Source organism: Herbiconiux flava, assembly GCF_013409865.1.
Classification (GTDB): Bacteria; Actinomycetota; Actinomycetes; order Actinomycetales; family Microbacteriaceae; genus Herbiconiux; species Herbiconiux flava.
Genome location: NZ_JACCBM010000001.1, coordinates 635,048 through 647,504 on the forward strand (window position 1 = coordinate 635,048; position 12,457 = coordinate 647,504).

8 protein-coding genes are annotated in these 12,457 nt (G+C 72.0%); 6 read left to right on the forward strand and 2 right to left on the reverse strand.

The features are described from left to right. Positions 1–121 precede the first annotated feature (121 nt). Positions 122–3,490 carry a DUF5107 domain-containing protein gene (locus tag BJ984_RS02985; RefSeq protein ID WP_179546768.1) on the reverse strand — a complete coding sequence of 1,123 codons (3,369 nt, stop codon included), beginning with the start codon at positions 3,488–3,490 and terminating at the stop codon, positions 122–124. Positions 3,491–3,586: 96 nt separating this feature from the next. Between BJ984_RS02985 and BJ984_RS02990 the strand changes: the two genes are divergently transcribed. From BJ984_RS02990 to BJ984_RS03005, 4 genes are all read left to right on the forward strand, one after another. Continuing rightward, the gene (locus BJ984_RS02990) at positions 3,587–4,480 is read left to right on the forward strand and encodes an AraC family transcriptional regulator (RefSeq protein ID WP_271206377.1); all 894 of its coding nucleotides are present in this window, start codon (positions 3,587–3,589) and stop codon (positions 4,478–4,480) included. A gap of 188 nt (positions 4,481–4,668) precedes the next feature. After that, positions 4,669–5,586 carry a carbohydrate ABC transporter permease gene (locus tag BJ984_RS02995; RefSeq protein ID WP_179546769.1) on the forward strand — a complete coding sequence of 306 codons (918 nt, stop codon included), beginning with the start codon at positions 4,669–4,671 and terminating at the stop codon, positions 5,584–5,586. Continuing rightward, on the forward strand, positions 5,583–6,464 hold the full coding sequence (locus BJ984_RS03000; RefSeq protein ID WP_179546770.1) for a carbohydrate ABC transporter permease: 882 nt from the start codon (positions 5,583–5,585) through the stop codon (positions 6,462–6,464). Before BJ984_RS02995 ends, BJ984_RS03000 begins: the two co-directional genes overlap by 4 nt. A 55-nt stretch (positions 6,465–6,519) precedes the next feature. Then, on the forward strand, positions 6,520–7,863 hold the full coding sequence (locus BJ984_RS03005; protein WP_179546771.1) for an ABC transporter substrate-binding protein: 1,344 nt from the start codon (positions 6,520–6,522) through the stop codon (positions 7,861–7,863). 85 nt (positions 7,864–7,948) lie between these two features. Here the strand turns inward: BJ984_RS03005 and BJ984_RS03010 are convergent, their stop codons facing one another. Further along, a complete protein-coding gene (locus BJ984_RS03010) occupies positions 7,949–10,273 on the reverse strand; it encodes a beta-galactosidase (RefSeq protein ID WP_179546772.1) in 2,325 nt (774 codons plus the stop codon). 205 nt (positions 10,274–10,478) lie between these two features. On the opposite strand from BJ984_RS03010, the gene BJ984_RS03015 reads away from it, so the two are divergent. Together BJ984_RS03015 and BJ984_RS03020 are read left to right on the forward strand one after the other, a co-directional pair. Then, positions 10,479–11,471: an aldose epimerase family protein gene (locus BJ984_RS03015; RefSeq protein WP_179546773.1), complete on the forward strand. Its 993-nt coding sequence runs from the start codon at positions 10,479–10,481 to the stop codon at positions 11,469–11,471. Next, positions 11,468–12,349 carry an aldo/keto reductase gene (locus BJ984_RS03020; protein ID WP_179546774.1) on the forward strand — a complete coding sequence of 294 codons (882 nt, stop codon included), beginning with the start codon at positions 11,468–11,470 and terminating at the stop codon, positions 12,347–12,349. The genes BJ984_RS03015 and BJ984_RS03020 overlap by 4 nt, the downstream gene beginning before the upstream one ends. Positions 12,350–12,457: the final 108 nt, after the last annotated feature.

The window sequence follows — 12,457 nt, forward strand, 5'->3', positions numbered from 1 at the left end:
GCCGTGTGTTGGCCGCGCTTCGCCACCCTGGGCCGGCGGCGCGGCCCGGGATCACGCGGGCGCACCCGCCCCTCCGACGGGCTGCGCCGGTCGCGCGGCCGGCGCCCGGGTGCGCCCCGGGTCAGGCCCGGGCGGGCACCGCGCCCCTCGTGCGGCCTCGGTGCGCGAGGGCGCGGAGCCGGGCGGCGAGGGCGAGACGGGAGGCCTCGGTGTCGACGTCGAAGAGCAGCAGCTCGGGCAGCGAGGTCGCGAAGTAGTCGACGGCGTCCTTCTCGCGTTCGAGCGTCGCGGCGCGCTCCTCGAGCGCCGTCCAGACGCGATCCGCCTCGTCGGGCTCGCCGAGGCGCAGGTGGGCGACGCCGACCCAGTAGTCGGCCGGTTCCGCCGGCCGCGATGCGACCGCCAGTGCCCCCGCGCCGTCACGGGCCCGTCGCCAGGCGGACTCCGCCTGCTCGGTCTCCCCGGCGAGCTCGAGCGCGTCGCCGAGGAGCACGAAGCGCTCGGCCAGGCTGTCGGCAGGGTGACGCCCCTCCCCCAGGTTCGCCGGCACGGCCACGCCGGAGCGCAGGAGCTCGGCGGCGTCGCGCGGCTGCCGCTCGAGCATCCGGCGCGCCACCTCGATCGTGGCGGCGTCGTACACGGCGATCACCCGGCCCTCGCCACCCTCGAACGGCCGGAAGGTGCGCGACGCGAGGATGTCGAGGGCGTCGTCGGGGGCACCGGTGGCGACGAGCAGCTCGAGGTGGTTCACCGTGAGGTCGTCGCGGCGGAGCACGACCGGGAGGCCGTGGCGCTCGAGCGCCTGCAGCCGCTCCGCGGGCCCGATGCCCCGGATGCGCGCCAGCACGTCGCGCTCGAAGACGAGGCGCGGGTCGCCGGGGCTGAGCTCGAGGGCCCGCGCGAGGAGCTCGTCGGCCGCGTCGCCGGAGCCGCCCGTGTTGACGGTCGCGATCGCCGCGTTCCGCCAGGCCACCGGGTCGGTGCTGCCGAGTGCGACGGCGTCGCGCAGCGCGGCCAGGGCGTCCTCGGTGCGTCCGGCGTCGAGCAGCCACGAGCCGAGCAGGGCCGGCGCGACCGGGTCGCCGGCGTCGGCCGCGGTGGCGGCGAGGAGGGCGTCGTACTCGTCGAGTCCGAAGGGGAAGGCCAGGGCGGAGTCGGCGGTGCGCGCGTCGCGTCGCTCGGCGACGGCGCGCTCCGGCTCGCCGAGCGCCTCCCACCACGTCGCCCGGAGGTAGTGCGCGACGGGAACGGGGTTGCCGAAAGCATGCCCGCGGGCCCGGTGCGCGCCCCCGGTTGATTCGGCGACTGCGTCGGTGGCGGCGAGCGCCGCGCGCCACTGCCCGCGGCGGGCGAGGTCGACGGCCACCGTCAGGACGGTCTTCGGGTCGGCGAACCGGGCGACCTCGCCCTGCTCCAGGCCGCACAGCACCGCCGCGACCGCGTCCAGAGGATCGGACTCCCGGCGGGCGGCGAGTGCGGAGGCGGCCTCGGCGTCACGGCCGAGCGCGCGCAGGGCCAGGATCGCCAGGTGCGCCGCGTCGGGGTTCGCCCGGTCGTGCGCCTCCGCCGAGCGCGCGTGCCGCAGAGCATCCGCGCCCCGCCCCTCGCGGAGAGCGACGCGGGACAGCGCCAGCTCGGAGGGCAGCGCCCAGGCCGCGTCCCACCCCGCCTTGCCGAAGTGCGCCGCGGCGGCGCCGAGCTCGCCCTGCCGCTCCAGCACGAGGCCCAACCGGTAGCTCGCCTCACCGCTCACCGGGTTCAGATTGCGGCGGGTGAGGCGCTCGAGGGCGCGCTCCAGGTGCGAGCGCGCCGCCTCGTAGTCGCCCCGGCGGTAGGCGACGGCGCCCAGGGCGATCGACGCCCGGGAGTCGCCGGGATCGCGCCGCAGCACCTCCTCGAAGTAGGGCACCGCCGATCGGGTCGGATGCCGGTTCTGCTGCAGGTGCACGCCCGTGAGGTAGAGCTCGTCGACGCTCTCGATCTGCTCGGGCAGCGGCGGCTCGGTGGCCGCCCACGGTTCGGGCCGGTCGTCGGCAGCAGCATCGGCGTCTGCGGCTGCTGGGGCGGAGGTGAACGCGATGAGCTCGTCGTCACCGTTCAGCACCCGCACGGTCAGGGCGCCTCCCTCGCCTGCGGCCGGGTGCACGACCAGGAAGGGGTCCCCGGGCTGCACCGTGATCGTCCACTCGGCGACGACCGTGGGCGCGCTGCCGTCGGCGCCCTCCGCCGCGTGCTCGAGCACCACCCGCGCGTCGACGAGCCGCACCGCACTCGCGACGCCGACCCGAGTCTCGGTGACGTCGGCGTCCAGCCGCACGGCGAGGTCCTTCGTCGCCTGGTGCGCCGGGCCGATCTCCTGGATCGGGAACCAGTACTGGCTGAAGCTCCGCGTCTCCCCGGGTGCCAGGTAGCTGAAGTCGGGCTGGTTGTCGGTGAAGACCCCGGCCATCAGCTCGACGTAGGGTCCGTCGGAGTCGGTCAGCTGCGCGTCCCAGGCGTGGCCGATCGGCCCGTCGCCCCAGGTCCACTGCTTCTTGCCCGGCGAGATCGAGCGATCGGCCCAGTGCACGAAGCCGGCGCGTTCGCGGTGGTCGTAGCCGCCGAAGAAGCCCTGCTCGGTGTCGGTGACCATGTACGAGGTCGGCACGGGGATGTTCCCGTAGAAGTCGATCCGGTCGGCATCCGGATGCTCGGCATCGGCCAGGGCGGGGTAGTCGACCCCGTAGTAGGGCCGGTCAGCGCGCGGGAAGGCGGTGATCGCGCGCCGGGCGTGGTCGGCCACGTAGCGCACGTCGGTGGGGAAGAACGACTGGTAGTCGTCGTGCGACCGGGCGGCGACGTTGGCCCACCAGAGGAAGGTCTGCGGCTCGTCCGTGCGGTTGTGCAGGCGCGCCGCCACCTCGATCGCCGAGCTGTCGCCGCGCAGCCGCACGCCGTGGTCGCCGCGCATCCGCTGCAGGGGATCGAGGTCGCTGTGCCATACCGTCACGTCGCCCGGGCCGGCACGCTCGATGCTCGTCTCCACCGGGAGGAAGGTGGCCGGGCGGTGGTGCTGCGGCCAGTTGAACTCGACGCCGCCCGAGATCCACGGGCCGGCGAGGCCCACGAGGGCGGGCTTGATGACGTTGTTGCGGTAGAAGAAGTCGTAGCCGCGGGTCTTGTCGTAGCCGATGTGGATGCGGCCGCCGATCTCGGGCAGCAGCATCAGCCGCACCCAGCGGTTCTCGAGGTGGACGGCCCGCCACCGCCGCGGGGTCTTCTCCGCGGCGATGCTGTCGACGAAGGGGATCGGATACACCTTGCCGCTGGACCCCTGGTAGACCCGCCGGTCGAGGAAGAGCGGGTAGCGGTCGGGCTCGCCCGGCTCGTAGCTGTCGATCTCGATCGCGCTCGTCCAGCAGGCGACCCCGCCCTGGTCGATGAGGGCCTGCTGCTCGGGGGGCGCGTCGGGCAGGTCGATCAGACTGAGGGCGGCGTCGGCATTCGTCACAGCGTCGAGGTTAGAGATCGCGGGCGGGTGCGCGCCATAGTGGGCTCCTCGGTGAACCTGGACAAATCGCTGACGAGGTTGTCTAGACTGGCGCCCGTGCTGATTCGAGACGGATTCCCTGGGCAGCGTCTGCGGGTGCTGCCGAGGCCCCGGGTCGCCGAGGCGCTGTCGACGCCGATCACCGGGCGGATGCTCGTGACCGACGCCGGCCACTTCCCCCACGCCGCGGCGCACGGCCGCGATCGGCCTCGCGGCGCGGAGGAGGTGGTGGTCATCCTGTGCACCGGAGGAGCCGGACACCTCGAGGTGCGCGGCGAGGAGCACCCGGTGGCACCGGGCGAGGTCGCCGTCATCCCGCGGGGCGAGCCCCACCGCTACCGCGCCGATCCCCGCGACCCATGGACGATCTGGTGGATGCACGTGACCGGCGCCGACGCCGACGACCTCGTCACCGCCATCACGCAGCCCTCGAACGACTTCTCGCCGGTGATGCAGGTGCACGATCCCTACGCCGCGAAGGCGGCCCTGGAGCACGCACTGGTCTCCCTCGAGCGGGACGAGACGCTGGCGAGCCTGTTCGCCGCGTCGGGCGCCGCCTGGGGACTGCTGGCCCAGCTCGCTGCCGACCGGGCGCGGGGAGCGAAGGAGACCGGCGATCCGATCCTCGCGGCACAGGACTACCTGCGGGAGCATCTCGAGACCACGACGAGCGTCGCGGAGCTCGCGACGATCGCCGGGCTCAGCGTCTCGCACTTCTCGGCCCGCTTCCGGCTGGCCTCCGGGATGGGCGTCGTGGAGTACCACAAGCGCCTCCGCAGCGCCCGGGCCCGCGAGCTGCTGATCACCACCGAGGCCACGGTGGCCGACATCGCCCGCGCGGTGGGCTACGACGACCCGTTCTACTTCTCCCGCCAGTTCCGCGCGATCAACGGCACCAGCCCGAGCAGCTACCGGCTGTCGTTCCGCGACCGCTCGCAGCCGCACGACTGAGGAGATCCGTCCAGGCGATCCGGGCCGGATCGCCGGGGAATTGCCCCTGCGCGCTGACCGGCGACGCGGTTGTTCGTCGATATGTCCAGGCCGATCCTCCGTTCTGTCTATCGTGACGCGCCGTGGGCGCTCCGTAGTATCGCTCGATGTAGCCCGCGGGCTATCCGACCCGAGGGAGTGTTCATCTCATGGCTGTCCTAGTCGCCAGCGGATCCAAGGCCCCGGCTCGACCTCGTCGCCGCCCGGTCGTCTCCAGCGGATGGGCCTTCGTGATCCCCTTCCTGGTGTTCTTCGCTATCGCCATCCTGGCTCCCGTCGTCTACGCGATCTACCTGAGCCTGTTCCGCGATCAGCTGGTCGGCGGCTCGAGCTTCGTGGGCCTCGCCAACTACGGGCAGGCCCTCACCGACCCCGACTTCTGGTTCGGTGTCGGCCGCGTGTTCGGCTTCATGATCATCCAGGTGCCGATCATGCTCGTCTTCTCGCTGATCGCGGCGCTCGCCATCGACAGCGGGCGGCTGCGGGCACCGGGCTTCTACCGCATCCTGCTCTTCCTCCCCTACGCGGTGCCCGGCGTCGTCGCGGTGCTCATCTGGGGCTTCATCTACGGTCCGCGCTTCGGGCTGGTGGGTTCGATCAATTCCTTCCTGGGCGCCCAGATCTTCACACCGCTCACCCCCGAGTGGGTGCTCGGCTCGATCGCGAACATCGCCGTGTGGGAGTTCGCCGGGTACAACATGGTGATCTTCTACGCGGCGCTCCGCACCGTGCCGAACGAGCTGTACGAGGCGGCGTCGCTCGACGGCGCCGGAGCGTTCCGCACGATCCTGTCGATCAAGCTGCCCGCCCTGCGCGGCGCCCTCGTGATCACCACCATCTTCTCAATCATCGGCAGCTTCCAGCTCTTCAACGAGCCGAACCTGCTGAAGCCGATCGCACCGAACGCGATCACCAGCACGTTCACCCCCAACCTCTACGCCTACAACCTCGCCTTCACCGGACAGCAGTACAACTACTCGGCGACGATCGCGATCGTGATGGGACTCCTCACCGCCGTGATCGCCTATGTGGTGCAGCTCCGGGGCACCCGGAAGGAACTCCGATGAACGCCGCCCCGATCGAGCGCCGGCGATCCCGGCTCGCTCCCCGCTCCTCCATCGGCCTCACGATCGTGATGATCGTGCTGGTGCTCTACACGCTGGTGCCGCTGGCGTACCTGCTGATCAACTCGACCAAGTCGCAGGACGACTTCTTCACCTCGTTCGGGCTGTCGTTCGGCTCCAGCTTCAACCTCTTCCAGAACATCGGCGAGGTCTTCAGCTACAACGACGGCATCTATTCGCGCTGGTTCCTCAACACGCTGCTCTACGTGGTCGTGTCGGCGGGAGGCGCCACGATCCTCGCCGCCCTCGGCGGCTACGGCATCGCGAAGTTCCGCTTCAAAGGACGCAGCGCCGTCTTCGCCGTGGTGCTCGGAGCGGTCGCCATCCCGGGCACCGCCCTGGCGCTGCCCACCTTCCTGCTGTTCAGCTCGATCGGTCTGGTGAACACGCCCTGGGCGATCATCATCCCGTCGCTCGTGAGCCCGTTCGGCCTCTACCTGATGTGGACCTACGCGAGCGAGGCCGTGCCGAGCGAGATCCTCGAGGCGGCCCGCATCGACGGGGCCGGCGAGTTCCGCACCTTCTTCACGGTGTCGATCCGCCTGCTGGCGCCGGGCCTCGTGACGGTGCTGCTGTTCTCGATCGTGACGACGTGGAACAACTACTTCCTGCCGCTGATCATGCTCAGCGATCCGAAGTGGTACCCGCTCACGCTCGGGCTGGCGCAGTGGAACGCGCAGTCCACCGGAACGAACGCCGACCCCATCCAGAACCTCATCATCACCGGATCGCTGCTGGCGATCATCCCGCTGGTGATCGTGTTCCTGCTCCTCCAGCGCTACTGGCAGTCGGGACTGGCCGCCGGAAGCGTGAAGGCCTGACCCCGCATCCCCACCTCGCACCACCTGAGAACCCCAACACAAGGAAGTGACACCCGTGAAACGCACCAGGATCGCAGCAGCAGTGCTCACCGCAGCGCTCATCGGCACCGGCCTCGCCGCGTGCTCCCCCGGAGGAGGCGCCGGCGGCGGAGCCGCGGCCGGCTCCGGCTCGCCCGCCGACCTCGAGGCAGCCCTCGAGAAGGGCGGCGAGATCACCTACTGGGCGTGGGCTCCCGCCTCCGAGGCCAAGGCGAAGGCCTTCGAGGAGAAGTACCCGAACGTCACCGTGAACTACGTCAACGCCGGCAGCGGCGTCGACGAGTACACCAAGATCACCAACGCGATCAAGGCCGGCACCGGCGCTCCCGACGTGGCCCAGATCGAGTACACGGCGATGCCCCAGTTCTACCTCGCCGACAACCTCGTCGACCTCTCGGGCTACGGCTTCGGCGACCTCGAGGACGACTACATCCCCGGCTCGTGGAGCGCCGTCGCGTCCGGCGACCAGGTCTTCGGACTGCCGGAGGACTCGGGCCCCATGGCAATGTTCTACAACAAGCGCGTCTTCGACCAGTACGGCATCACCGTGCCGACCACCTGGGACGAGTTCAGCGCCGCCGCGGAGACGCTGCACGCGGCCGACCCCAACCAGTACCTCACCTCCGACGGCGGTGACGGCTACTTCGCCAGCAGCATGATCTGGCAGGCGGGCGGCCACCCGTTCCAGGTCGACGGCACCGACGTGACCATCGACCTGCAGGACGAGGGAACCGCCAAGTGGACGGGCGTCTGGAACGAGCTCGTCGAGAAGAAGCTGCTCTCGCCGACCCCGAGCTACACCGACGACTGGTACAAGCAGCTGGGCAACGGTCAGATCGCCGCGCTGATCAGCGGCGCCTGGATGCCGAGCCTGCTCGAGTCCGCCGCGCCCGAGGGCTCCGGTGACTGGCAGGCCGCGCCGATGCCGACCTACGACGGCACCGCGGCCTCCGCGAACTTCGGCGGCAGCGCGCAGGGCGTCATCTCGCAGACGAAGAACCCCGCCCTCGCCGCGGCCTTCGTGCAGTGGATCAACGACACCCCCGAGGGTGTGCAGATCCTCCAGGACTCAGGCAGCTTCCCGTCGACCGTCGCCGCGCTCACCGCGCCCGAGTTCGCCGAGGCCACCTCGGACTACTTCGGTGGCCAGCAGGTCAACAAGGTGCTCCTGGATGCCGCGGACACGGTGCCGGAGGGATGGCAGTACCTGCCCTTCCAGACCTACGCGCAGACGATCTTCGCCGACTCCGTCGGACAGTCGTACGCCAGCAACTCGGATCTGAACCCCGGACTGAAGAAGTGGCAGGACTCGCTCGTCAGCTACGGCAACGAGCAGGGCTTCACGGTGACGGGGAAGTAGCGCCCAGTCCCTTGCACGAAGAACGGCCCGGCTCGCGAGAGCCGGGCCGTTCTTTCGTGGTCGTCTGTTTCGTCGTCGTCGCCGCTCAGGCGGTGACGGGCACGAGCCGGGACCGGTGCACCCGCGCTCCGAACACGGCGAGCCCTTCGCGGTCGGCCAGCGGACGCACGCGTCCGTCCAGGTGCACCGCGCTGTCGGGGCTCCACGGCAGAAGCCCCAGCTCCAGCTCGCCCGACAGACCCGTGACGTCGATCTCCCAGAGCCGGCCGCTCCAGAACTGGTCGGCCACGAGCACCCCGTCGTGGTGGGCGCGGCCCACGTCGCCGACCCAGTCGATCCCGAGGATCGCCCGGTCGCCAGGACGTGCCCCGTCGGGGGTCGCCGGCAGCCGGAGGCGGTAGCGCGCCGCGAGCGCGAAGTCCTCCTCGAGCGGCGCCGCCAGGCGGCCGGCGCTGCCGCCGTGCCGCACCGGCACCGTGCCGAGCGCCTCGCTCACCCGAACGATCTCCGCCTCGAGGCCGGCCGATGTCGCACCGTGGCCGTCCACGCGATAGACGCCGAGGAGGTCGCCGGGGCCGTCGATCCTCTGCACACCGTCCCCGACCCGGGTGAGGGCCGGGATCGTCGAGACGGTCTGCGGTCCGTCCGCGAGCCGGATCGACAGCGCGCCGTCGAAGCTCACGTCGGCCGCGCTGAACACCAGGTGCTCGACACCGTCGACCTCGCCGCGCCAGAGGGTCTCGGCGGTCGCGGCGTCGAGCACGATCATCCGCGCTCCCCCGACCTCGAGACCGTTCTCGGCGGTCGGCACGGCCACCGGATGCACGGGGTGGTGCTCCGACCCGCCGCCGACGCCCTCGTGCACGACCTCCACCGGCACGCCGGCCGTCTGGAAGAGCACGACCGTGGGCACGCCGTCGAGCTCGAGCTCGGTGACGAGCTGCGCGCTCGCGGAGAAGCGGCTCCCGTCGGGGAGCAGTCGGCGCACCGGCCAGACGAAGGAGGCGCCCGAGGGGACCACGGCCGGCTCCGACGGCAGCACGACCCGGTGCTCGCCGAGTCCGAGCTCGAACTGCACCGTCTCCGCCGGCAACGGGGCGACCGCGGGCTGGTAGGTCGAGAAGAACACGAAGCCCTGCTCCCGGTCGGCGCGGAGAGCCGCCCTCGGCTCCCCCTCCGCGAACGACGGGACGGCCGGCGCCAGCACGTCGGCCGCCGTCTGCGCGAACAGGTGCTGCAGCCGGAGCAGGTCGGCGTGGCGCCGGCGCTGGCCGAACGCGCCGAGGGGCGCGGCGAAGTCGTAGTCGCGGGCGGGGAGGTCGTTCGGGTAGCCGGTCGCCTGCGACTCCTGCGTGCCCGGCACCTGCACACCGCCGTGGTACATGTAGTAGCCCTGGAACACCGAGCCGCTGGCCAGCTTCGCGAGGGCGACGGCCGCGACGTCCTCGGGGTCGACGTGGGGGCGACGGTGGTAGGCGACGGGCATGCCGCCGCCGAGCTCGCAGGTCGCGTAGGGGACGGTCTCCGCGGCAGCGGTGTCGGCGCCGGTCGCGCCGGCCGCCCCGCCGTTGCTCGCTGCCCGCACGTCGGCCCCCACGCCCAGGTCGTCCCGCTCGTCGGTGAAGCGGAAGTGCATGGCGTAGTTCTCGGGCCAGCCGGCGTCGCTGTCCTCCCAGAAGCCGTCGACGTAGCCGGCGTAGACCGGCAGGAACTCCTCCGGGGGCAGCTGGGCGCCGCCCCAGCCGGTCGCCGTCCAGAGCGGAGCGGTCATCCCGGCGGCCTCCGCCAGGCGCCGGAGGGTGCGCAGGTGCTCGGGCTGGTCGTAGAGCTCGTTCTCGACCTGGATGGCGACGATCGGGGCGTCCGGCGCCTCGTCGTTCCGGAACAGGCCGCGCAGCTGGTCGGCCAGGGCCCCGATCCACGGGGTCACGAGCTCCAGGTAGGCGGGGTCGTCCGCGCGCAGTCCGACGTCGGCCGACTGCACCCAGTCGGGGAAGCCGCCGTTGCGGGTCTCGCCGTGCACCCACGGGCCGATCCGGAGCACGACCTCGAGCCCGACCGCGCGGGCGGTCTCGACGAAACGGCGCAGGTCGAGGGCCCCCGACCAGTCGATCGACTCCGGGGTCTCCTGGTGCAGGATCCAGATCGCGTACGTCGACACCAGGGTGACGCCGTTGCTCCGCATCGCCGCGAGGTCCTCGCGCCAGCGTGCCGGATCGGTGCGCGCGTAGTGGTACTCGCCCGCGACCGGGAACCAGGGCCTCCCACCCCGTTCGAGGTGGCTCCGCCGCACGACGACGGCGTCGCCGGGAACGGAGTCGCCGAGTCGGAGGGCGGAGACCGAGGAATCGGCAGGGGCATCGGTGAGCCGGATGCGCCGCGGCGCCCCGGGAGTGCTGAGCTGGGCCACCTGCCGATCCTGTCGTACCGGCGCCGAGGTCGGAATGCCTGCCCGGCGGAAGAGCCTGGATGATTCGATGCCGGCGCCTTCGTCAGCACCTTCGTCAGCGGAACGTCCAGGGGTTCAGGCGGATCACCCATGGAGGCGGAGGGAATCACGGGTGACGCTGGAGCACCGCCCTCACGATGCGACGACGACGAAGGGGAAGACTGCGATGACCACCCGGACGGCCCCGCAGGTCGGCGGTCTGCTGCGCCTGAACGGGATGCACGCCGGGAGGCGGATCGACGCCCTCGTCTCCCGTCGCGCCGCCGCATTGCGTCTGCTCGCGGTCGACGGCCTGCATCTCGTCGAGCCGACCGCGGCGACGGAGCCGGCTCCCGGCGCGGCCGGGGCCATCCTCGCCCCCTGGCCCAACCGCGTCGAGGGTGCGCGCTGGACGCACGAGGGCGTCGAACGGCGACTCCCCGTCGGCGACCCCGAGAACGGGCACGCCAACCACGGGCTCCTGCTCGAGCGGGACTGGGACGTCGTCGAGCTCTCGGACGATGCCGTCACGCTGCGCACGGCCCTCGAACCGAGTCAGGGATATCCGTTCCGGCTGGAACTCACGACCCGGTACGCCCTCGACGGCGGTCCCGAGGGCGTGGGTGTCTCCGTGCAGCACGAGGCTGTCAACCGCTCGGCGGAGGCGTCGCCGTTCGCGCTGGGCGCGCATCCGTATCTCTGCGTCGACGACCGGCCGGGAGACGACCTGACCCTCACGATCGACGCCGAGCGCGCGCTGGTGCTCGACGAGGGGTGGATCCCGCGGGGCGAGCGCGAGGTCGCCGGCACCCGGTGGGACCTGCGGAGCGGCCGCCGGCTCACCGAGATCGACCCGCACTCGGGCTACACGGCGCTCCGGAGCCGCGGCGGACAGGTGGTGCACCGGCTCGAAGCGCCGGACGGTGCCAGGGTGGAGCTCTGGGCCGACGCGGTGTTCGAGTGGGTGCAGGTGTACCGGGCGGCGGATCTCACGACCGACCGCGGGACGCGGAGCGCTCTGGCCGTCGAGCCCATGTCCGCGCCGCCGAACGCCCTGCGCACCGGCCGCGGGCTGCACTGGATCGGGCCCGGGGAGGGCTGGAACGCCGGGTGGGGCATCCGCCTCGGCCGGGAGACGTCGTCGCGAGCATCCGTCACCACCATCGAGGAGAGACCATGAACCCCGTCGCCACCACCCCGATCACCCTCGGAGCCTCGCGGCTCGGCGAGCGCCCGGCCGCCGGAGAGCTCGCCGACGCCCTGATCGCCTCACCGCTCGGCAACGTCGACACGAGCAACATGTACGCGGAGGGCCGCAGCGAGGTGCTGCTCGGTGAGGCGCTGGCGAGGGCCGGAGGGCTCCCGCCGGGGAAGCTGATCTACTCCAAGGCCGACCGCGACGTGCCGTCGGGCGTCTTCGACGCCGACCGGGTGCGCCGCTCGCTGGAGGAGTCGCTGACCCGGCTGGGCGTCTCCCACCTGCCGCTCTACCACCTGCACGACCCCGACACGATCACCTTCGCCGAGGCGATGGCGCCCGGTGGCCCGGTCGAGGCGCTGCTCGCCCTGCGCGACGAGGGCGTGATCGGGGCCGTCGGCATCGCCGCGGGCACGATCGGACAGGTGCACGAGTACGTGGCGACCGGCGTGTTCGACGCCGTGCTGTCGCACAACCGGCTGACCCTCGTGGACCGGTCGGCCGAACCCACCTTCCGCCTCGCCCGCGAGCTCGGGATGACCGTGTTCAACGCGGCTCCCTTCGGTGGCGGCGCCCTCGCGAACGGGTCGACGGCGGACTACGGCTACCGGCCGATGCCCCAAGAGTTCGCGGCGCACCTGGCCGCGGTGCGGGCGCTCGCGACCGAGTGGGGCGTCGACCTCGCCGCAGCCGCTCTGCGCTTCTCGCTGCGGAGCCCGCTGGTCACGACGACCGTCGTGGGCGTGCCGACGCCGGAGCGTCTCGCCGACCTGCCCCGGCTGCTCGACTCCGCCGTGCCCGACGGCTTCTTCGCGGCGGTCGAGGCGCTGGGCCCGCCCCCGGCCAACGGCAACGACTGAGGGTCTCGCCTCCGCGGCATCTACGTGATCGGACGGATGACGGGGACCCGTCGCGGCGCGAGAGTCGAAGGAAGGTCGGCGCGTCGGCCGTCGGAGCCGGTGCATCCG

What these genes read in the sequence shown, in the direction of transcription:
- BJ984_RS02995 (WP_179546769.1), top strand. Translation starts at nt 4,669, where the DNA reads ATGGCTGTCCTAGTCGCCAGCGGATCCAAGGCCCCGGCTCGACCTCGT.
- BJ984_RS03000 (WP_179546770.1), top strand. Translation starts at nt 5,583, where the DNA reads ATGAACGCCGCCCCGATCGAGCGCCGGCGATCCCGGCTCGCTCCCCGC.
- BJ984_RS03015 (WP_179546773.1), top strand. Translation starts at nt 10,479, where the DNA reads ATGACCACCCGGACGGCCCCGCAGGTCGGCGGTCTGCTGCGCCTGAAC.
- BJ984_RS03020 (WP_179546774.1), top strand. Translation starts at nt 11,468, where the DNA reads ATGAACCCCGTCGCCACCACCCCGATCACCCTCGGAGCCTCGCGGCTC.